This window comes from Nostoc sp. (assembly GCF_036917315.1).
Taxonomy (GTDB): Bacteria; Cyanobacteriota; Cyanobacteriia; order Cyanobacteriales; family Nostocaceae; genus Nostoc.
The window spans coordinates 188,243-210,993 of record NZ_JBALDR010000064.1 but is presented as its reverse complement, the minus strand read 5'-3'; the positions used below and the strand labels follow the sequence as shown (position 1 = coordinate 210,993).

Here is a 22,751-nt window from a genome sequence, read left to right as displayed (position 1 = left end):
AGCTTATGCAAACGGTATGTCAACGCTGTGTCAACAAGATGGAAACTTTACGACTGGTTGTAAATTAAAAGTCAAGAGTTAGGATGAGTTTCTTGATGATGCTTAAAAAGCTGCGACTCAATTTCAGTTCTTTGTTTGGCTTGTTGCTGCTGCTGCTTTCCCTGTGGGCGATCGCAAACGAGTTACGTCAGTATAATTATCGTGATATCCTCAACTCTCTAGCTGCTATTCCCAAAAGTCGCGTAAGTTGGGCAATTTGGCTGACAGCTTTGGGCTATCTAGTGATGATTGGGTACGATATCTTAGGTTTTAACTACATTAATCGCTCCCTAAGCTGGAATAAGATCGCTTTCACTAACTTTATTAGCTCTGCATTTAGTAATACCATCGGTTTTGCCTTGCTAACTGGTAGTGCTATCCGTTATCGATTTTATGCTAGTTGGGGAGCGTCAGCAGTTGCGATCGCTCAAGTCATTGCTTTCGCCAATTTTACCTTTTGGTTGGGGATGTTTGCCGTTGCAGGTTTCTTGTTCCTCATCAATCCCCTCAAGATTCCTACTCAATTACATTTACCTTTTGCTACTGTGCGTCCCATTGGCGTAATTTTTCTGCTATTAGTTGCGGTTTATTTACTAGGAAGTATTTTTATTAAACAACCATTAATAATTCGTGGACATGAATTTCGATTTCCTTCTTTGAAAATATCCCTGGCTCAAATAGCAATTTCTAGTTTTGACTGGATTCTGGCGGCAGCAGTTCTTTATGTTTTACTTCCTAGCAATATATCTTTGTCATATCTAGACTTTTTGGGTATTTATTTACTAGCGATGTTTGCAGGCGTTGTCAGTAATGTTCCCGGTGGTTTGGGAGTATTTGAAACTATAATTTTGCTGATTCTCTCCTCAAAAGTTTCGGCGGCGGCAGTTTTGGGTTCAATGTTAGCTTATCGTGGAGTCTATTATTTCTTACCTTTGTTAGTAGCAGCAGGTTTGCTCGGACTTTATGAAATTAGATTTAGAAAGGGGAATTAAAAAATAGACAATAACAACCCCACCCTACTAAAGCTAAGATGTACACACAAGTCTGAAATAGCTGATTAACTAAGGTTTTACCCCACCCTAACCCTCCCCTTAGAAAGGGGAGGGTACTAGATTTCTTGTTTCCCCCCTTTATAAGGGGGGATTAAGGGGGGTAATTCGACTTGTGTGTACACCGTAGCCTTGGTAAGGGGAGGGGATTAAGGAGTGAGGTGTTAGGTAGGGAATTTTGCAAGATATCTAATGAATAATATATGAAATTCAGCTTTGGTATAAGCACTACCATACATTGATGTCAAATTCGTAAAATCAGTAACTACTGTTATTTTTAAATGCGGAATCCTGTGGTGCTATCTTCACATTTGGCGGCAGAAATTCCTAATTTTTGCTGAGGCGATCGCTAAATAAATTCCCCGAAAATAGTAACAGTTAGTTGCAAATTTTGAAGTAGATTTCCAGAAATCATCATCAAAATTCGGTTTTACTGTTTGAGGAGAGAAAAAACGATGAAAAACAAAGTATTGTTTGGTGCCATCTTTATGGCAACTTGGGTAGGAACATTAATTCCTAGCGCTTTTGCTGCTTCCCCCTGTTCTGTGGGACAAAAGGCTGAGGTTTTTTGGAAGAAAAGATGGTATCCAGCAACGGTACTTAAGGTTAATGATGAGAGGTGCTATATTACTTACGATGGTTACAGCAGTTCCTGGAATGAATGGGTTGGCACTGGACGCTTCCGAGCATCATTTAAAACTGGAGATGCAGTGAGAATTTTGTGGAAAGGAAAATGGTATCCAGGACAGGTTTTAGAAGTTAGTAACGATCTTTATAAAATTACTTATGATGGCTACGATAGCTCTTGGGATAAGTGGGTTGAACCTTCCAGAGTAAGCAGATAGAAAATATTTCACTTTTATAATAGGACTTATGCAACTGCCACTATCACTTGGTGCCAGTTGCGTAAGTCCTAAATAAATTGTGATAAAAGGGGAATGTGAATGGCGATCGCTATTCGACAAGCTCGTGACGATGAACTTGAAGCGCTGATTCCAATACTACTGTTGGCAGAACAATCGGAGCGTGCGCTGCGATGGGGGCTTGCTAACCTCGTCGATGCTGTATATCGCATGGACGACAGCGAACACTTGGTTGGTGCAGCAACGATGAAATGGCGCAGCGATCCCTGCGAAATTATGGAACTTGGTATAGCCCCTGACTTTCAAAGGCAGGGATTAGGTAAAGAGTTCGTTGCTTGGTTGATTCAAGAGGCGAGGCAACGCGGCAAGAGACAGATACTCGTCGGCACGTCTAATTCAAGTATCGCCAACATTGTTTTTTATCAAAAGTGCGGATTTCGCATGGATTGTGTGCGCCAGGACTACTTTTGGTATTTACCTCAACCAAGCTACGAAAACAGCATTCAGATTCAGGACTTGCTCGTATTTCGTTTCGATTTGGTGCCATCCCCAACTAAGAAAAACAAACTGAAAGAGGAAAAGCAAATTAGGTATGAAAACTAGGGTAGAATTAGTTCTTCGGGATGAAGAGGGAGAATGGCAGCAATGATGGTTCCCATTAAGTCTGCCTGCTCACCAAAAAATTTACAGATTAATTGAGATAGTAGCCTAGATATAGATATGGTTACTTTAAGCTTGAGTGACTAGTGCTATGTACATTGAATCATTATCGATAGCAACCCTGGAGCAAGCAATTCACTTAAGAGAGGAAGTTTTCCCAGGCGTGAATAATAGTAGTGATAGTCCATCGTTGGCGGCAAGTTTATATCGAGATAAATATGCTCAATGGTTTTCAAACAGTGGAATTACCCAACTCAATTACTGGGTTGCTATCGATGAGAAATCTTTCCAAGTAATTGGGCTAACTGGGTTATATTGCAAAAGCGAGGACGAACAAGAAGCTGACTGGTTAGGCTGGTTTTGTGTAGCATCACAATTTCGGGGAAAAGGAATTGGAAAAGAGCTATTAGACTTTACCATCGACCTAGCACAAGCAAAAGCAAAAAGGTACTTACGGTTATATACTTGGGAACATTCTTCTTCTTATGTAGCCCGAATGCTTTATCTCAAACGCGGTTTTTACCAAATTGGTGAATCCCCAAACAAGAGCGGATTTAAAACTATTTATCTTGAACTCCAACTCGATAGCATTATCCATAGTTGATGAGGATATTCATCTGGTTACGATATTGCTCGGTTAAGGAAATAAAGTAGGCTCTTAGGCATCACCATACCAAAAAAGGTTTTTTGTTCTACATTCGATTATTTCAAGTGCTTGAAACGACAATTTTTCGTTCAAAGAGAAAAGGCGATCGCGGTTTGAGGGTGCGATCGCCATTATTCTTAGAGGATAAAAATGGCAATGGTGATAGTAAGCAATCGCTAGAATGAAGCCTATATTCATGAATTAAAGTTTCAACTTATGATAGCCTCACCCCAACAAAACTATATTACTGCTGAAGAATATCTCCAAATGGAGGAACAGAGCGATATCAAGCATGAATATATCGACGGCTACATCTACGCAATGGCTGGAGCGCTAGATCCACACGTTACCATTGCGGGAAACCTGTTTGCTCTCCTCCGTAATCATGTGCGCGGCTCTGGTTGTCGTGTTTACATCGGTGACATGAAAGCCAGGATTGAATCTCTGAATCGCTTTTATTATCCCGATGTGATGGTTACTTGCGATCGACGAGATCGAGAAACACCAGGTTATAAAAGATTTCCCTGTTTAATTGTCGAAGTTTTATCTAATTCTACCGAAGCCTTTGACCGAGGCGACAAATTCGCCGATTATCAAACACTCGAAAGTCTTCAAGAATATGTTTTAATTAATACAAAACGTCAGCGAGTTGAGTGTTTTCGCCGCAATGAGCAAGGGTTATGGGTTTTACAATCCTACACAGCAGAGCATCAATCATTTCGACTCAACAGCGTGGATTTTGAGGAAACGATGGCAGCGCTTTACGAAGATGTCGTTTTTGAATAAGCTGTTACGTATACAACTTGCACTATCAGGGCGCTCATGTTGCCCACCCCACAATCATATTGAAAAAAATGTTAGTGCAAATTAAAGACACAACAGCTTAATCAACTCATGATTGGGTATGCTACACAATTTTTAGTAAACTAAATATCTATTAATATCTTCAAGGCTTCCTAACCCGGCGGAGGCGTTGAGCAAAACAGACACAATTGATTGCATAAAAGTTATGGCGCTCATAGTTCAGAAATACGGTGGTACATCTGTCGGTTCAGTGGAACGCATTCAAGCTGTCGCACAGCGTGTTTATAAAACTGTCCAAGCTGGAAACTCTCTGGTAGTAGTGGTTTCAGCAATGGGCAAAACCACCGATGGACTCGTCAAACTAGCTAATGAAATTTCTCCAAATCCTAACCGCCGGGAAATGGATATGCTGCTTTCCACAGGCGAACAAGTAACTATTGCCTTACTCAGTATGGCTTTGCAGGAACTCGGACAACCCGCAATTTCCATGACTGGCGCTCAAGTAGGAATTGTTACTGAAGCCGAACACAGCCGCGCTCGAATTTTGCATATTGAAACTACTCGCCTAACTCGCCACATAAATGCAGGTAAAGTAGTTGTAGTAGCAGGGTTTCAAGGCACATCCAGCGCCGGAGAGATGGAAATTACGACTTTGGGGCGCGGTGGTTCTGACACGTCAGCAGTGGCGATCGCAGCCGCATTAAGAGCGGATTTTTGCGAAATTTATACAGATGTTCCAGGTATTCTCACTACAGATCCCCGCTTGGTTGCCGAAGCCCAGTTGATGGATGCCATCACCTGCGATGAAATGTTGGAATTAGCTAGTTTGGGCGCAAAAGTGCTGCATCCCCGTGCTGTGGAAATTGCCCGTAACTATGGTGTTCCCCTGGTAGTTAGGTCTAGTTGGACAGATCAACCAGGGACTTGGGTGACATCAGCCAAACCCCAAGGGCGATCGCTAATCAATCTAGAAATTGCCCGTCCTGTAGATCATGTAGAATTTGACACTAACCAAGCAAAGGTTGCTTTGTTGCGCGTACCCGACAAACCAGGTGTGGCAGCTAGGTTATTTGGCGAAATTTCTCGGCAAAAAGTAGACGTAGATTTGATTATTCAGTCAGTTCATGAAGGTAACAGTAATGACATTGCCTTCACTGTCACAACACCAATATTAAAACGGGCAGAAGCAGTAGCAACAGCGATCGCCCCAGCACTAAGAAGTCAATCTAACCCCAAATCTGACGAAGCCGAGGTAATGGTAGAACATAACATTGCCAAAGTCAGCATCGCAGGCGCGGGAATGATTGGGCGTCCTGGTGTAGCTGCAAAGATGTTCGCCACCTTAGCTGAAGCTGGCGTGAACATTCAAATGATTTCCACCAGCGAAGTCAAAGTAAGTTGCGTAGTCGATGCCACCGAATGCGATCGCGCCGTCTTAGCACTCCGCGCTGCCTTTGAAATAGAAGCAGGGGAGCATACTTCGACTGCGCTCAGTAACCGGGGGAGCAAGGGAGCAGGGGAGAGTACCTGCATAGATTCCCCTCTGCCCCTCCGCCCCTCTGCCCCTCTGCCCAATTGTCCTCCCGTTCGCGGTGTCGCCCTCGACTTGAATCAAGCGCGTCTTGCTATTCGCCAATTGCCAGATCGTCCGGGGATGGCGGCGAAGTTGTTTGGATTATTAGCACAACATAATATTAGTGTTGATATGATTATCCAATCTCAGCGTTGCCGGGTGATTGATGGTGTTCCCAGACGAGATATTGCCTTTACAGTCTCGCGCATAGATGGGGAAAGTGCCAAAAAAATGCTTACCCAAGTAGCGGCAGAGTTAGGATGGGGTGAAGTTGTTTTAGATAATGCGATCGCTAAAGTGAGTATTGTCGGTGCAGGTATGCTAGGACAACCAGGTATTGCCGCTAAAATGTTTGAAGCTTTAGCCCAACAACAAATCAATATTCAAATGATTGCCACTTCAGAAATCAAAATTAGTTGCGTTGTGGCGCAAGAGCAAGGTGTTAAAGCTTTGCAAGCCATTCATGCAGCCTTTGAACTGGCTGGTAGCGAGAAATTTGTCGTGCCAGCGTAAAATCTTAATCAAAAGTCCTCACCCTAAATCCCTCTACCAAGCTTGGGCTAAGGTGTACACCCAAACCCTGGATTTACCCCCCTTAATCCCCCCGATATATTGGCTACGGTGTACACACATCTTTCTAGAAAACCAAAATCGTCCTAGATCCCCCTAAATCCCCCTTAAAAAGGGGGACTTTAAGAGCTTTTTGCCCCTCTTTTTAAGGGGGGTTGGGGGGATCAAAAGCCTGTGGCGCAACTCTAGAAGACTTGTGTGTACACCGTAGGATATATTGGGGGGAAACAGAAATCTAGTTCCCTCCCCTTTCTAAGGGGAGGGTTAGGGTGGGGTAAAACCTTGGTTACTCAGCTATTTCAGACTTGTGTATACAGCGTACCAAGCTTGGGAGAGGGACTTTGCAATATACACGCGGTAGCAGCCCGCGCCTCGATCTCATTTGAAATTACTTAATAAATAAATATTTATATTTTAAAAGCAGGAGTAATAACACATAAGCTATAATCGAGCAATTTATCAGACTATAATTTATATTGATGAATAGTCATTTACTAGATGGACATTATCAAATACTAAAAGTTCTCAATGATGGGGAAAAAGAGAAAACCTATCTAGTTGAAGATGTTAATCTTAATGGTAAAGAATTTATAGTAAAGCAGTTATCTCTTACTAATAGCAATCCTCAAGCTTTAACAATCCTACGCCGCTTATTTACGAATAAGGCAGCAACTTTAGAAAAACTAGGAAAAGAACACGATAAAATTCAAAAGCTCATTACTTCTTTTGAAGAAAATGAAGAATTTTATCTAGTCCAAGAATTCATCGCTGGTAATCCTTTAACTGACGAAATTATCCAGGGAGAACTTCTCAAGGAAGACCAAATAATTAGTCTTTTGTCAGAGATATTAGAAACTTTAGTCGTTGTACATAGCTATGGCATAATTCATCGGAATATTACACCAGCAAATATTATTCGCCGGGAATCAGATAAAAAGTTAGTTTTGGCTAATTTGGGTACTTTTAATGAAGCAATCGATAATACTGTTGACAATTCCGAGTATATGCCGATAGAGCAAATTAACGGCAACCTCAAATACAACAGTGATATATATGCTTTAGGTATCGTTGCGATCGCAGCCCTGAAAGGTTTACCTACAAAGGAAATATCTAATTTGCGAAGTCAGAAAAATAAGCTGACGGGTGAAATAGTTTGGCGCGATAAAAATCTCAAAGTTAACAGAAAACTAGCAAAAATTATTAATAAAATGGTGCGTTTTGATTATCGTAAGCGCTACCAGTATGCAACGGAAGTCTTAGACGACCTGAAAAAGTTAATAAATGTTGATGACGAGCGACAAAAACAGCATCAGAAAAAATTATTACTAGTTCTAGCAGGGATAGCTGGCTGTATTACCCTTAGTGTTGCAGCGTGGCAATTGAGATCGCCAAAACTTGTGAGTAATGCTCAAAAGACATTATACCAAGAGGGAGTAAATAAATATGAGTTAGGAAACTATGAAGGAGCAGTTGAAGATTTCAATCAGGCTATTAAATTAGATCCCCAAAACGCTTTAGCTTATAATCGGCGAGGTGATGCTTATTATCGATTAGGAGACTACGAGCAAGCACAAGCAGATTCTAGCCAAGCTATTGTGCTTAATTCTCAAGATGCTAATGCCTATTTTGACCGAGGATTTGCTTTTTCGGCATTAGGCAAATACAAAGAAGCGATCGCAGATTATACTCAAGCAATTAAGTTAAATTCTAAAGATGCTTATGCTTACTATGGGCGAGGATTAGCTCGCGTTCAATCGAAGGATAATAAAGGTGCAATTGAAGATTTTAGCAAAGCGATCGCTCTTAAACCCCAATATACCGAAGCTTACTTGCAACGAGGTATTCTCCGCCGTCGTCTCAAACAAAGACTTGAAGCAATCCAAGATTTTGATCAAGTAATTAAGATTAATCCTAGTGATGCCAAAGCTTATTATCAAAGAGGTTTAACTCAATCTATTAATAAACAAAAAGATGAAGCAATTAAAGATTATACAGATGCAATCAACATCAATCCCAAATACATAGAAGCTTATTTGAATCGTGGCGATCTTTACAGCGATTTGGGAAATCAAGTAGAAGCTACTGAAGATTACAATACTATTTTACAGATCGATCCTAAATTTATTGCAGCTTATATTCACAGAGGTATTCACCGCTTTTCTTTTGGAGATTATAAAGGCGCTATTGAAGATTACACCGCAGCACTAAAACTAGATAGTAATAATGTAGCAGCTTACAACAACCGTGGTAACGCCTATCTCGAACTGGGAAATAAAAAAGCTGCAAATCAAGATTATTCACGAGCGATCGCAATTAATCCTAACAACGCCTTAGCCTATTATAACCGGGGTGTGATTCGCACCAAGCAGAAAAATAAATCGGGTGCGATCGCAGACTTCAAAAAAGCTGCAAAACTATTCCAACAGCAAGGGGAACAAGATAGTTATCAAGATGCACGGCGGGAAATTGCAATTCTGCAAAATAATTCAGCGCCAGCGCCAACTACGCGCCCTAAATCTGGGAAAATAGAAAAAAATTGAGTTACCACTCAATATAGTGTTGACTATCAACAGTCAAAACTCTTAGAGAGTGATTGTGCTATTTAAATGTGTTTTACTTTACAAATTTACGACTATTACTTTATCAAACTAGTTTTGATGGTTTGTAGTAAGGACTAAAGTGCTTAGAAAACAAGGACTAAAGTCCTGATTAATTACCATGAGTCACAGTATTTTATTACGACTCAATTAGGATTGCTATATGCTAATTCTCCTGACTTTTCATCCAGATAACCTGGAAATCTTCACCCATAGAGATGTGGATACGGTACTGAAAAGAATTGATGGTTCTCACAATATTTGGTTGCGTTGTGTTCACTTCCGCGATCGCACTGGGACAGCCAAAATTATCAAACACTTTGGACTCAATCCATCTCGTGTTAACATGATTTTCAACCATTCCCCTGTTGGAATTGATGAAGATATAGAAGATTGTTTATTTGATAGCTATGAAATCTTAAGTTCTAAAATAAAAAATAATGAGTTTGAGGTGGTGCGTGGCAATATTGTAGTTGGAAATAATTTTATTATAACTTTTGAAATCACTGAACTAAAAATCTTAAGTATTTTAACTAATAATCTCCAAAAGCGAAATCTAGATATTCAAAAATTCGGGATCGACTATCTTTTTTATCTCATATTTAAAGATATTTTGAATAATTACGAAACTGTATTTACCTATATTTCTAGAAAACTTGATGATTTAGAAGATGAAGTTTTAGACAATTCTGGTGATGAATCAACTTACCAAAAAATTGCCACAATGAGGCAATCTACTCGTTCTGGACGCCGTAATTTTCAAAGCATCAAGTTACTTATGGCTATTATGGATAATGAAGATTTCCAATGGATTAGCCAGCCAGTAAAAGAACTATTCAATCAAGAATTGGTTCATCACGTTGATAAACTCTGGCAAGAATATCAAGCTATAAGAGCCTGGATGTCAGAATTAATGGAAATTCAACGCGATAATATTGCTAGTAAAACAGGGGAACGAATTAATCGCCTGACTATCCTCTCGACAATATTTTTACCAATCACTTTTATGTCTGGTTTCTATGGTATGAACTTCAAATATATGCCGGAATTAGAACAACCTTGGGCTTACCCTGTGGTGATCGGCATGATGGCATTAATTGTGATTGGCAGTATTGTTTATGCCAAAAAACAACGTTGGTTGTAGTATCTATTCGGTAAATAAACGTGAATATCCCATTAATTATTCGTGCTGAAGAATATAACGAAAAAACCGCAATTGTGACAACGGACGGAGCATTTACCTATCGGGATTTGCTACACACTTCCAGTCAAATAGCAACAAGTCTTCTTCAAAATGCAGAAGATTTACAAGAGCAGCGAGTTGCCTTTCTCATTCCGCCTGGGTTTGAGTATGTAGCCACTCAATGGGGAATTTGGCGGGCTGGTGGCATAGCTGTACCTCTGTGTGTTTCCCATCCACGCCCAGAATTGGAGTATGTAATTACCAATTCTGGAGCATCGATTATTATTGCTCATCCTAATTTTGAGGATATACTGCGTAGTTTACCGCCGCAGGCATCGCTCGCCGAAGCACACAATTTGCGATTTATTCTTACCTCAGAAACGCTCTCATCTAATGTTAGTCGCCTCCCGAAGATAGATATCACTAGACGCGCCTTAATTCTTTACACCAGTGGTACAACTGGTAAACCAAAAGGTGTAGTTACGACTCACCAAAATATTCAAGCGCAAGTGACTAGCTTAAATACTGCTTGGGAATGGACATCGGACGATCGCATTTTACATATCCTGCCACTACATCATATTCATGGAATTATTAACGTACTGACTTGTGCTTTATGGGCTGGGGCGGAATGCCATATATTGAGCAAATTTGATGCCGAAACCGTTTGGAACCGAATTTGTGATGGTGACTTAACCTTATTTATGGCAGTACCAACAATTTATGTGAAACTAATTGCGGCTTGGGAAACTGCCTCTAAAGAACGCCAAAAAAGTATGTCAGAAGGCTGTGCTAAGATGCGCCTGATGGTTTCTGGCTCGGCAGCATTACCAGTTCAAGTTTTAGAAAAGTGGCAAACCATCAGCGGCCATTTTCTGCTTGAGCGCTATGGTATGACTGAAATCGGCATGGCGTTATCGAACCCTTTACACGGTGAACGGTTGGCTGGATATGTGGGGAAACCTTTACCTCAAGTTGAAGTAAGATTAGTAGATGAGAACGGAGAGTTAGTTCTAGCCCGAACACCAGGAGAGATCCAAGTTAAAGGCCCTGGAGTGTTTCTCGAATATTGGCAAAACCCTGAAGCAACCGCCAAAGCCTTCCAAGATGGCTGGTTCCGTACTGGAGACACCGCCGTAATTGAGAATGACAACTACCGAATTCTGGGACGGATGAGTGTGGATATCATCAAAACCGGAGGGTATAAAGTTTCAGCTTTAGAAATTGAAGAGGTATTGCGATCGCATCCAGATATTCAGGAATGTGCAGTGGTTGGGGTTGCTGATTTAGAATGGGGCGAACGGGTGTGTGCCGCGTTAGTATTGCAAGGTTCACAACCTTTAACATTACAAGCTTTCAGGAGTTGGGCAAAAGAGCGATTGGCTGTTTATAAAGTGCCAACCCAAATTTTGATAGTTGAAGAATTACCGCGCAACGCGATGGGGAAAGTGACTAAGCCAACGGTGGTTGAGCTATTTCAAGCATAGCGATCGTCAACGCCCAATTAGACCTGGAGTTTTAAAGTTAGCTGGCTTCGAGTTGACTATGAGGCCGTAGCGCGAGATTATCTGTTAGACGATGTAGAAACAAAGCTTAACTCTGGCAACAAATAGGCAAACCTGCACTACTTTTGCATAGCTAAGTTAATCAGTAGTTAGTATGAAAATTGTTCAAGAAGTTTCTCTGATCAGTATTGGGAATTTTGAAGAATCAAACGATTGGTATATCATTCGGGCTGAAATTCGTGATGCTATCTCTTTAATCGTTCATCCTCCTGGTGCATCCAGTTTTACAATTAATCCAACAAAGCACGGTAATGGTGTCAAGCCAATTAAAGATGCTTGCATGATTGCATTGAGAGATAAATTTGGATGGAGTCTCGAAACTTCGATTAACTATGCAACTCGATCCCCAGGAAAGGTCGATGCAACAAAGATAATTGACAACTATCTTTTTGCACTTGAGTGGGAAACGGGCAACATCTCTTCAAGCCATCGAGCAGTCAATAAACTGAGTCTTGGATTATTGCGAGGTGTATTTTTAGGTGCTGTCTTGGTACTCCCCAGTAGAAAACTCTACCCTTATCTAACCGATCGTATTGGCAATTATGAAGAGCTAGAGCCATACTTTGATGTTTGGCGGGCAGTTCGCATTGAAGAAGGTTTTCTTGCAATCTTCGTGATTGAACACGATGGGTTAGATGAAAATGTACCAAAGATCACCAAAGGAACAGATGGTCGTGCATTAGTCTAAATTTTCCTGCATGAATAGCTATGTAGAGTAAGGAATGGGCAGTTGTAATGCAGTTGTTTTGCCTTGTTTCAATTTCTTGCTTCCCCTTGCCGATTCCCATTGCTCTATAATTCCATTAGCCAAATTAGTCAAGCGGTCTACTGCTGGCTCTATATCTCCAATTTCTGAACCAATCCAGTAACGGTGTAGTTTTTCTGCTGCATACAATGTAGTACCAGAGCCCCCAAAAGGATCAACCACAATCTGCCCTGGATCAGATGCCATTGCAATAATCCGCTCCAGCATAATGGGAGCTAGTTCGTTGGGAACTCGTTTTTTGTGCCGACGATGCCGAACGGGTGGAATATCAGTCCACATCTCCTCGGTTAACGTCCATAAAACTTCAGTAGTGGAAGCTTCAGGCGCATCTTCCCAAACATCTTCTGGCATATCCCAGACATCCATTAAGTTGATGCCCTTGTCATTGAGGCTTTTTCGATGCCCACCATAATCACGAATCTCTCCGCCACAGTGCCGACAGAGTTGAATCGGTGTGTAGATTTTGTTGAAAACGGCTGGCTCACCTTTTGTATAATAGATCAGTCCATAATGAGCCGGAGACATCTTTTTACCTCTAGGAAAAGCCTTCGGCATTCTGCAAGCAATCCAATGCCGAAACCACATTCCTTTCCGATTTAGGTACGCGCCGTACTCCATACACCATTTGGGAAGGTTGAAGATAAATAAGCTGCCACCTGGTTTAAGTATGCGAATGCTCTCACTCAGCCACTGTTGTGACCAGCTTAGATACCGATCTGCCTCCATCTGATCGCTTATACCTTCACCATATTCTTTACCAAGATTAAAAGGTGGGTCGGCAAATACCAGATCCACTGACTCATTAGGCAAAGCTGATAGAAGTTTAAGGCAGTCTCCTTGGTAGAGTATGCCATGCTCACTAATGTAAACCTGTTGCAGTCCTTGTTGAGTTGCAACGTCAGGTGCGATCGCTTGAAACGGGAGCATTGACTTAACCTTTAGTACATTAGTATAGCTTGAGTATAGAAACTCTATTGCTAATTGTCAATAGAGTTTCATTGAGAGTTTGTACTACGCGGCTGATAGGGTTTTCCAGTAGGTTGATTCTTATACCTCTGTACCTCAGCAACTTCTATATAATAGTAACGCCCAAGTTTGTGAGCTATAATCTGACCGTTCTTAATTAGGTCGTGAATTCGCTGACGAGTTACATCAAGTAGCTTGGCAGTTTGAGCTACAGAAAGTAATTCCGGGCTATCATTTGATCCGGGGTCTGTCATAAGATGAAAATGCTTTAATCACCGGAGCCAATCTTTTTTATATTGCATATTCAAGGATAACTAAAATTTTCTGAAATAGATACTAGAAAGCGCTAGCCAGCAGTAATTTAAAGGGTTTGAGCGGATCGCCACTAACTAATTTCTCACACCTTGGGTATTTTCGGCGGACACCAAAAAAGGTTTTTACTGGACACACCAAGGGATTGCAGAATTTCTCGCATCACCTCTGTGCAGTACATCCAGTGTCCCAAATCGTCATACATGCGATCGGGATTAAACTCGACATTGTAATGCAGCACATTGGGAAGGTCTAAAAACTCATCGCCGCTTTGGGGAGAAAGAAGCAACAAATGAAATGGCTTCCCCTGGCATTGTTTTTCTAGCTTCTTGACCAGATCAATTACACCACCGCGATCGCTAATTCCTGTGCGAACAAAAAGCACTTTGTCGCAATGCCGCAGTGCATACCAAAACCTTTCAGAGCGTGCTGTGTAACGAACGCGCATCCGTTCATGGACGGGAAACATATCGTTCGTGGGGTCGTCTGTCTCCTCAACTTCATGGGCAAAGGATAAACCCGACCACTTACTATGGTAAATTCTGCCTGCATCAGGACTGTAATGCAAAAAAGCAGGGTTCCACATATCATCAAAACCGTGTTCGATCGCATCCGCAACATCTGCAATATTAGTGGTGCGCGTTAGATCAAACGGAAAGGCGGGCCCATCATATTCCATCTTATATAGCATCATGCGGACGGCACAGCGATCGCCAAGGGGAAGAATTGCCACACGGCTGATATCCGATAACTCACATTTGTATTGGAACAACACCGCAGACTTAGGTGGTGCTTTCACCCGACTTTCTAGCCCATCCTTACCAATCATCATCGTGCGAAACGGGACATCGGGATAAAGCGGATCTTCATAAACACCCGATGGCATGGCTTTAAGTGCGTTACAAACTTCCGTCCACATCGGCTGAATGTTGTACTCGCTGTCTGATTCGTTGATTATCCAAAGGTGGCGTTCATCTGCTTGCAAAATCCCCAAATGCCCGTCATCGAATAAAACGTTGTTCGACGAAAAGAGATTGAAGGCGGGGCTATATTCTAGATCGGTATTTGGGGGGATGTTTATTGTAGTTGCGATCGCACCATCCTCTACAGCCAAGAAAGGGAGCGTCCCCGGCTTGACAGACTTCGCAATGTAAATACCCGGTATCAATCCAGCCTTACTTTGCAGTGCAGTTTGTAGTTCTTGCCAATAGGGAGCGATCGTGTAGCTGTATTCCGATGAATTAACGATCCGTAAACGCTTCTCTTCTATACACACAGAGATATGAAAGCCCCCATTATCAAAGTAGATAGGAAATTCATTCGGTTGCTGGAAGCTTTGTTTTTCTTTTGCTAATTCGTCTTTGTCGATATCGAATAAATGGTGGTCGATCTGCTGATACATAAGGCTATGACCGACTGTATTCGGGTGAGCCGGATCGAAGGATGTCCCAGCTTTCCATCGTCCTTGTCCATCATCCACGGCTGCCAACCAATCCAATACAGTCACGCCCCAACTTAGCATCCGTTTGTGTGTGTCTCGGATTAGCCGATAATGTTCTAAGGAATAATCACCGTTGGGATAGACTCCGCCTAGAATCGGGATTGCTCCGATGTCGCGCGTCATTTTCACAAGCTGCTGCAAGCCACTTTCAAACCGCCGTTGTGCCGCCCGCCGTTCGTGAGGGGAACAGTAAGCTAACCCTTCGTTACCCAGAGATAGGGCAATGATGACGATATCCGGTTTTTCTGGGGTGACAAACCAGGGGAATCGAGCGATCGTTCTGCTGACATTCGCCCCCACCTCCGACACATTCACGAGTTTATGCCCATATTTTTGCTGTAAAGCCTGTGCCAACAACCAGACCCAACCTTGCAAAAACCAGGCTTTATGACCTAATGCAACGGAACTACCAATGACTACGATTTTTAACCCTTCAGAGTCTTCATCTACGGGTATTCGGACAGCAGGGTTCTCAATATATCCGAACGGATAAGGTTGTAAATAACCGAATGCGCCATCATCCACAATAATTGTGTTGGCACGATTGTTAGACTCAATGGGAATCCAGCGGTTTGTATCTAGTAAGCTCTCCCATCGGGCATTACCGTTTGCATCGAGACGCACATACTTGTATTCAACTTTCTGGCGTAGACACGAAGTGGCTTGTCGTGAGACATCGGCTGACTCTTGAATATCAATATTTGTCCACCATAAAGGATAGCGATCGCCACTTGTACGCAGATGAACACATTTACTAATATCCCACAAACCCAACTCTGGAGTAGAACCCACCAGACCAATGGATTCGCCCGTTTGAGTGTATGCACTGATCTGGAATCTATACATAGAGTTTATCCTGATTTAGTGAGGGCCATACCAAACGGTCAGCTGAATCCTTAAATCTGTTTTGAGAATATCACATAGAACTCTTAAGAATCCGGTATTAATCTTCTTAAGTATACTGAAGCTCTGGTTTACATCACTCAAAGCTATAGCAGGCAAGCTTTTCAAAAATTAAATTGGATTTTTATAGAAGATTTACTACTAATTAAATAGAATATATTGTATTAAAAGTTTTAGTACAACTAAGAACAAATCAAAACAAGGATAAGATTAAGTTAAATTTTTCCTTCAATAGCACTAAAATACGTTGCTGAATCAAGGGATGATTCTTGTAGCGTGGGCGACACGAGCGCCCTGAAATACAAGGGACGGGCAAGATGCCCATCCCACAAAACTAGCAAAATCATCCCGCAAATATGCAACGCCCAAGTTTTATTTCTGCAAGCTGCACACTTACGACCATAAGTCACGAGTTCAGCGCCGATCGCCCATCCTTTCAGAAGAGTTTAAATGCCTATCTCACAACCATTTTTGTTACTAGTCAACTAGGATGTGCCTGAATATCAGCATCAGAAAAACATAAATAAATATGAATATCTTAATAGCTATATATGAATGAATAGTTAAATAATCTTAGGAGAAATAAAAATAGCTGGGATTTGCATCGGCAGTTGTGGATAGAGTGATGCAGATCCTTTCTAAACCTAGAATAACAATTTTTTAGCTGGTCGTGGTAGGCATCGTGAGTCGGTGACTGCCCAAAACCTTGCGCTTGAACATGAAGGAAGCAACAATGAGTAGCAATCTAGCCATCAAACTCCGCTCTGGAACTCAACAAGCCCACACATCAGCGGAAAATGTGGCATTCATGAAATGTTTTTTGCAAGGAGTTGTGGATAGAGACTGCTTCGCTAAATTCTTAAGCAACTTGTATTACGTCTACAGCGAACTAGAAGCGGCATTAGAGAGCCATGTAAAGCATCCTGTGATTAGTGCGGTTTACTTTCCTGAACTTAATCGCCAATCCTCACTCGAAAAAGACATGGTGTTCTATTATGGGGATAATTGGAGAGAGCAAGTTACACCCTCACCTGCTGCCCAGAGCTACATTGACCGCATTCGGGAAATTTCTGCTAGTGAACCAGCCTTATTGCTAGGTCATGCCTACACTCGCTACATGGGCGATCTTTCTGGGGGTCAAATGCTACAAAAAGTTGCTCAGTCAGCCCTGAAGCTTTCTGGCTATGAAGGCACATCCTTTTATAACTTTGAGCAAATTCCTGACAAAAAGGCATTTAAGGATAAGTATCGTCAGGCATTAAATGCATTACCCGTTGATGATATAACAGCAGAACGGATTGTTGCAGAAGCCAATAATGCCTTTGGGTTCAATTTAAAGATGGCTCAAGAATTAGAGGGAAGTTTAATTAAAGCACTCGGTCAAGTTCTCTTTAATAGCCTCACTCGTTCTCAGAATTCAGGTAGCACTGAAGTAGCTGCGGCTAATTAATTTTGTCATTTGTCATTTGTCATTTGTCATTGGGCACAAGAGGCAGAGGGGAAAAACTGACTGTAACTTCTCCTCTGCTCCCCCGCTCCCCTGCTCCCCTGCTCCCCTGCTCCCCATTAATCACGTCTCTACCTACTCCCTTCATTCATTGGAAAGCAACTCAATGGTTTTTCTATTACCTGGTGTCAAGTTCGATCTGGATCTGATTCAAAAGTACGACACTCGCGCACCTAGATATACCAGTTACCCACCTGCTACAGAGTTAAGCGAAACATTCACTGAAACTGATTTTAAGGCCGCGATCGCCGCCTCGAATCAACGCAAAACCCCTCTTTCTTTGTATTTCCATATCCCCTTCTGCCAAAGTGCTTGCTACTTCTGCGGCTGTAACACAGTAATTTCCAACAACAAGAATATTGCTAAACCTTACGTAGAGTCTTTGGTTCAAGACATCAAAAACACCGCAGCTTTAATCGATTCTGATAGAAAAGTGTTGCAAATCCATTGGGGAGGTGGTACTCCTAATTACTTGGAGCGTCACCAAGTAGAATTTTTATGGAAAAACATCAATCGCTATTTCAACATCGATCCCCAAGCAGAAATCTCAATTGAGATTAATCCCCGCTATATCGATAAAAACTACATTTTCTTTCTAAGACAGATTGGATTTAACCGCATTAGTTTTGGCATTCAGGATTTTAATCGCCAAGTTCAAGTAGCTGTCAATCGTGTCCAGCCAGAAGAAATGCTCTTTGATGTCATGAGTTGGATCAAAGAAGCTAAGTTTGAAAGTGTGAACGTAGACTTAATTTATGGTTTACCTTATCAAACACGTGAGACATTTCAAGAGACGCTGAAAAAGACGATTGAATTAGATCCTGACCGAATTGTTGTCTTTAACTTTGCTTATGTGCCGTGGCTCAAACCGACACAAAAAAATATTCCTCAAGAGGCGCTACCTCCAGCAGAGGAAAAGTTAGAGATTCTGAAAATGACCATTGAAGAATTGACGAATAACCAATATCTATTTATTGGCATGGATCACTTTGCTAAAACTAATGACGAACTAGCGATCGCTCAACGTAATGGTACTCTCAAACGCAATTTTCAGGGCTACACTACCCACGCCGAGACAGAATTATTTGGTTTTGGAGCCACATCCATCAGTATGTTAGAAGATGCTTATGCTCAAAACCACAAAGAATTAAAGGATTATTATCAGACATTGGCAGCAGGTAGTTTACCTGTTAGTAAAGGTATCAAACTCAGTCAGAATGATATTATTAGAAGGGATGTGATTATGGGTATTATGTCTCATTTTCAGCTTCATAAGCAAGATATTGAAAACAAATATCATATCAGTTTTGATGAATATTTCTCTGAGGAACTAGAGGCGTTAAAACCACTAGAAGCCGATGGTCTAGTTAGTTTATCAAAAAATCAAATCCAGATTACCGACATCGGGAGATTATTAGTAAGAAATATTGCCGTTATATTTGATACTCACACAAGAACGCGAGAGACAAAGTTCTCCCGCGCTATTTGATATCGCTTTTGCAAATATTTACCACATATTATCTCCTCAATCTAATTTAACAATAAAAGTTGAGGGGATATTATTAAGACTATATAGCGGTTCCCATTCAGATGCGGTACAACATTATGTCGCGGGGTATAGGGGCACGGCAATGCCCATTGGTGTCAATTTAACATGAAACCCGCTTGGTGACAACGTTTTGCCCTCACCCCCAGCCCCTCTCTCATCAGTGAGAGGGGAGCTAGACATTCAATTCCCCTTCTCCCAAGGGAGAAGGGGTTAGGGGATGAGGGCGTGAGGGATTTGCAAAACGCCTGTCTGATATAGTTTTCGGCTTAAGTTGACACCAATGGGCAATGCCCACGTGGTATTAAGTCCACTGGCTTACAATCACTATCCGCGTCACTCCACTCCAGTTTTATCTAAAGCCAAAACTTCCCCTCCCCAAAGCATCGGCAAATTCAAATAAAGTTGTTAAATAAAAAATGTACAAAAGGCTTGGTTAATTATTTATTTATAATGATAATAATCAATAATCTTATGAACAAATACTTTTAATACATCCCCAAAAAGTTAGATACAAACTTTATGCCTTAGGGTAGAGATAAAAAAGAATAGATTGACTAGGAAATTAACATTGAGTTTGCAAGGAAAAAATATATCTGTGATTATATATTTTTACTAAAATCTAAATTAAATATGCTAAAACTTTTGTTTGACATTAAGATGTAAAATATGCCAATTATCATCCAATCTATACAATCTGGATATAAATTATTTTGTATAACTTTTGGATTTAGCATTTACCCCATCTGGTAGAAAGAATTTGGAATTAGAGTTGATAACTTAGATATTAAGTGAGTGAGATTGTTGAGGCGGTTATGAGTATTATTGCTTGGATAGTTTTAGGAATTTTGGCAGGTGCTATGCCTAACGGCAGGCTACGCCTACGCTAAAGCTATTTATCCTGGTTATCAAGGCGGCGGAATTCTCTCCACAATGATTTTGGGTATCATTGGTGCTTTCGTCGGTGGAAGTTTATTTACCTTGTTAAGAACAGGAACTCTGCAAATTACTGCGGCTGGCGCTGATTTAACTCCTCCTGGTATTTTAGTGGCTGTGCTTGGTGCAATTGTTGCTATTTATCTGTAGGGATTAATCAGAAGAAGCAGCAATGTATAACCGCTGATTGGCAGTTATCAACCTTGAGATAACTACTCTATTTTATTCCGTCTTCTAGTTCACCAGTTGAAGAAGCTATAAAACATCAAATTAGCTCTATCTGGAAAAAGACTAAAAGATAAGTTGATTCATTGTGTAACACCAAATTTTGGGAAGTGTAAATCTATGTTTTTTCACAAAAAAGAGCCTATTCACGCAGTTAACGTTAGTGAACCAAACCCTCGTTTTGCTCAGTTGCTTTTAGAGCAGTTTGGCGGAGCTACTGGAGAACTTAGTGCAGCACTTCAATATTGGGTTCAATCATTCCATGTCGAAAATGCTGGCATTAAAGACATGCTCCAAGACATTGCCATTGAGGAATTCAGCCATTTAGAAATGGTTGGGAAACTCATTGAGGCTCATACTAAAAATGTAGATCAAACAGAGGCTTACAAGAGTACTCTTTTTGCAGTCCGAGGAATGGGACCTCATTTTCTAGATAGCCAAGGTAATGCTTGGACTGCAAGTTACTTGAATGAGGGTGGAGATGTAGTACGTGATTTAAGAGCTAACGTTGCAGCTGAAGCTGGCGCTCGTCAAACTTACGAAGAATTGATTAAGTTGGCAACCGACAAAGGAACCCAAGAGACTTTAGTCCATCTGTTAACACGAGAAATTTCTCATACTCAGATGTTTATGAAAGCTCTAGATTCACTAGGTAAGTTGACAGATCCTTTCTTTGGTAATATTAAGCCAGATGAAACGGTCGCTCTCTACTACAATCTATCTACAAACGGAGATGGTAAGGATGAGCGCGGCCCTTGGAATTCTGAGCCAACATTCAAATACGTTGCTAATCCGCTAGAAAGCCACTCTTAATTGCATAGATTGCAGTCAGAATATAGATTTATTTTGAGTGAAAGAGTTTTTGGCAGATTCTGAACAACTCCCAATAATATGGTAGGCAAATAGCCTACCTTGTTTATAAAATGTTGGGCTGTTTAGCTACATTGAGTGAGCAAAAAAAATCCCGACTTTTCTAAGAGGTCGGGATTTTTATTTACAGCAATTTTCATGTATTTTAGCGGCGCCTGTTGTCGGGGCGCAATTTCTTGCGCCCCTTTTAATTTCTACTGCGATATTTCTGACTTCAGAAATTAATTCAACTCAAAATCAAAACTCAGAATTAGGAGATTCACTTGTGATTGTCAACGCTACGCCAAATGGTTGGGAAGTCATTTATCATCGTGCCCATGCTTTATTAGCAGCTGAACTAGCAGGACAATGGCGACGCAAAGATGCTCCAGCAAGGGTATATGAAACAATAGCTGCAATTTCTCATCACGACGATCTAGAAAAAGAGTGGGAAGAAGATATTCTAACTCAAGCGGGTGCGCCAAAGGACTTCATGCTCTCCACAAATGCCGATTTAGATGCAGGTGTCGATAAATTGGCTAATTTGGCAAAGAATGCTCTTTACCGTGGACGATGGGTAGCTCTATTAATTTCCATGCACATCAGCCGTTTAAATGAGTCAAGCCGCGGTAAGTCTTCAAAATTAGACAAACTTTTAGACGAGCAACTTCAAAACCAGCAACGTTGGCGCAAAGAATTGGGCATCAAAAAGGAGGAAGTTGATGCAGCCTATGCATTTATGCAATGGTGCGATCGCCTTTCGCTTATTCTCTGTCAGCAAGAACTACCTGACGATGAGCGGTTTTTAGAAATTAGCAAGGGCCCTGAAGGTGAGCGCTATGACATCATGCAGCGCAGCGATCAGTTGGTTGTTGTCAAACCCTGGCCCTTCCAAGAGCATAAATTCACGGTTAGCATCGAAGCTTGCGACCTCTCTCAGGTAAAATTTCAGAGCAGCGCCGAATTAACTCAAGCACTACAAAAAGCCCCGATTAAGGTACTAGAGTGGACATTCATTAAGAGTTAGATGCATAAAGCTTACAGCTTTTTTGCTGAAAATAGCTGTCAAAAAACTAGGTTATGCGATCGCACTCTTCTATGAAATCCCTACTTATTCTTACAATGGCGATCTGAGTAATGACTGCTGATGAGATAGCAGAAGTAGCGATCGCATTTAGCGCCAAGGTCGTGAGATCAATTTTAATTATTCTAACTTTTATCTAAAGATGTAGTTTTAAGACAGATTGTTATTACTTATGATAGTTCCTTTAAATCATTGCAATCAGTGAAAGTAAATATACTTAATAACTGAGGTTCAAAGCATGGACTCAACAGGTAAGGTTCAAACTCTGGACTCGTCCTGGTCTCTTCCACTGCCGTTGAAAGAGTATGCAATGAGCCGAGTAACTGTCTACTTTTATAGCGACAGATGGGTTCCAATTAAATATTGTTCTTTGGAAAAGGCAATTTTGCTTCACCAAAAAGCAAGTTTAGAAGGCAAGGAAATTTTGTTATTTCCTGCTAATATTGACCCTAATCAATTCTCACACTCTTTTAACTAAAATGCATTGAGGTAGACTATTTTTCCAGAAAATCGTCAACAAATAAATTGGCTCTAGAGGCGTACATATATATGTACGCCTCTACTTGTAAATGGGAGTAAAAGGGACTGGGGATTAGGGATTGGGGAT

19 protein-coding genes and 1 pseudogene are annotated in these 22,751 nt (G+C 41.2%); 17 read left to right on the top strand and 3 right to left on the bottom strand.

Features of this window, described 5'->3' with window-relative positions:
• Window positions 1–98 precede the first annotated feature (98 nt).
• From V7K84_RS30190 to V7K84_RS30140, 11 genes are all read left to right on the top strand, one after another.
• Window positions 99–1,031: a lysylphosphatidylglycerol synthase domain-containing protein gene (locus V7K84_RS30190; RefSeq protein WP_334843782.1), complete on the top strand. Its 933-nt coding sequence runs from the start codon at window positions 99–101 to the stop codon at window positions 1,029–1,031.
• Between the two features lie 512 nt (window positions 1,032–1,543).
• Entirely contained in the window at window positions 1,544–1,933 is a 390-nt protein-coding gene (locus tag V7K84_RS30185) for an agenet domain-containing protein (protein WP_334843645.1), read from the top strand.
• A gap of 99 nt (window positions 1,934–2,032) precedes the next feature.
• Entirely contained in the window at window positions 2,033–2,554 is a 522-nt protein-coding gene (locus V7K84_RS30180) for a GNAT family N-acetyltransferase (RefSeq protein WP_334843644.1), read from the top strand.
• Between the two features lie 148 nt (window positions 2,555–2,702).
• Window positions 2,703–3,215, top strand: a complete 513-nt coding sequence (locus tag V7K84_RS30175) for a GNAT family N-acetyltransferase (protein WP_334843643.1) — start codon at window positions 2,703–2,705, stop codon at window positions 3,213–3,215.
• Between the two features lie 83 nt (window positions 3,216–3,298).
• Window positions 3,299–3,442, top strand: coding sequence for a hypothetical protein (locus V7K84_RS30170; RefSeq protein WP_334843642.1), 144 nt, complete (start codon window positions 3,299–3,301; stop codon window positions 3,440–3,442).
• Between the two features lie 31 nt (window positions 3,443–3,473).
• Window positions 3,474–4,043, top strand: coding sequence for a Uma2 family endonuclease (locus V7K84_RS30165; RefSeq protein WP_334843641.1), 570 nt, complete (start codon window positions 3,474–3,476; stop codon window positions 4,041–4,043).
• Between the two features lie 223 nt (window positions 4,044–4,266).
• The gene (locus V7K84_RS30160; protein ID WP_334843640.1) at window positions 4,267–6,147 is read left to right on the top strand and encodes an aspartate kinase; all 1,881 of its coding nucleotides are present in this window, start codon (window positions 4,267–4,269) and stop codon (window positions 6,145–6,147) included.
• A gap of 536 nt (window positions 6,148–6,683) precedes the next feature.
• The gene (locus tag V7K84_RS30155) at window positions 6,684–8,744 is read left to right on the top strand and encodes a tetratricopeptide repeat protein (RefSeq protein ID WP_334843638.1); all 2,061 of its coding nucleotides are present in this window, start codon (window positions 6,684–6,686) and stop codon (window positions 8,742–8,744) included.
• Window positions 8,745–8,964: 220 nt separating this feature from the next.
• Window positions 8,965–9,945: a magnesium transporter CorA family protein gene (locus V7K84_RS30150; RefSeq protein ID WP_334843637.1), complete on the top strand. Its 981-nt coding sequence runs from the start codon at window positions 8,965–8,967 to the stop codon at window positions 9,943–9,945.
• Between the two features lie 20 nt (window positions 9,946–9,965).
• Complete coding sequence (locus tag V7K84_RS30145) at window positions 9,966–11,471, top strand: acyl-CoA synthetase (RefSeq protein ID WP_334843636.1); 1,506 nt, start codon at window positions 9,966–9,968, stop codon at window positions 11,469–11,471.
• 172 nt (window positions 11,472–11,643) lie between these two features.
• Window positions 11,644–12,237, top strand: coding sequence for a restriction endonuclease (locus tag V7K84_RS30140; protein WP_334843635.1), 594 nt, complete (start codon window positions 11,644–11,646; stop codon window positions 12,235–12,237).
• Between the two features lie 18 nt (window positions 12,238–12,255).
• On the opposite strand, the gene V7K84_RS30135 is transcribed toward V7K84_RS30140, so the two are convergent.
• From V7K84_RS30135 to V7K84_RS30125, 3 genes are all read right to left on the bottom strand, one after another.
• Window positions 12,256–13,242, bottom strand: a complete 987-nt coding sequence (locus V7K84_RS30135; protein ID WP_334843634.1) for a DNA-methyltransferase — start codon at window positions 13,240–13,242, stop codon at window positions 12,256–12,258.
• 68 nt (window positions 13,243–13,310) lie between these two features.
• The gene (locus tag V7K84_RS30130; protein WP_334843632.1) at window positions 13,311–13,535 is read right to left on the bottom strand and encodes a helix-turn-helix domain-containing protein; all 225 of its coding nucleotides are present in this window, start codon (window positions 13,533–13,535) and stop codon (window positions 13,311–13,313) included.
• A gap of 143 nt (window positions 13,536–13,678) precedes the next feature.
• Window positions 13,679–15,940 carry a DUF1796 family putative cysteine peptidase gene (locus V7K84_RS30125; RefSeq protein ID WP_334843630.1) on the bottom strand — a complete coding sequence of 754 codons (2,262 nt, stop codon included), beginning with the start codon at window positions 15,938–15,940 and terminating at the stop codon, window positions 13,679–13,681.
• A 790-nt stretch (window positions 15,941–16,730) separates the two neighbouring features.
• Here V7K84_RS30125 and V7K84_RS30120 point away from each other — a divergent pair.
• The 6 genes and pseudogenes from V7K84_RS30120 to V7K84_RS30095 all read left to right on the top strand — a co-directional run bounded on the left by V7K84_RS30120 (window position 16,731) and on the right by V7K84_RS30095 (window position 22,622).
• Window positions 16,731–17,447 carry a biliverdin-producing heme oxygenase gene (locus V7K84_RS30120; RefSeq protein WP_334843628.1) on the top strand — a complete coding sequence of 239 codons (717 nt, stop codon included), beginning with the start codon at window positions 16,731–16,733 and terminating at the stop codon, window positions 17,445–17,447.
• Window positions 17,448–17,610: 163 nt separating this feature from the next.
• Window positions 17,611–18,993, top strand: coding sequence for an oxygen-independent coproporphyrinogen III oxidase (hemN, locus tag V7K84_RS30115; RefSeq protein WP_334843627.1), 1,383 nt, complete (start codon window positions 17,611–17,613; stop codon window positions 18,991–18,993).
• 872 nt (window positions 18,994–19,865) lie between these two features.
• Window positions 19,866–20,136: pseudogene (locus V7K84_RS30110) on the top strand (GlsB/YeaQ/YmgE family stress response membrane protein).
• A 195-nt stretch (window positions 20,137–20,331) separates the two neighbouring features.
• Window positions 20,332–21,024: a manganese catalase family protein gene (locus tag V7K84_RS30105; protein ID WP_334843624.1), complete on the top strand. Its 693-nt coding sequence runs from the start codon at window positions 20,332–20,334 to the stop codon at window positions 21,022–21,024.
• A gap of 322 nt (window positions 21,025–21,346) precedes the next feature.
• On the top strand, window positions 21,347–22,087 hold the full coding sequence (locus V7K84_RS30100; protein WP_334843623.1) for a DUF3891 family protein: 741 nt from the start codon (window positions 21,347–21,349) through the stop codon (window positions 22,085–22,087).
• Window positions 22,088–22,382: 295 nt separating this feature from the next.
• The gene (locus tag V7K84_RS30095) at window positions 22,383–22,622 is read left to right on the top strand and encodes a hypothetical protein (RefSeq protein WP_334843621.1); all 240 of its coding nucleotides are present in this window, start codon (window positions 22,383–22,385) and stop codon (window positions 22,620–22,622) included.
• The last annotated feature ends 129 nt before the right edge of the window (window positions 22,623–22,751 follow it).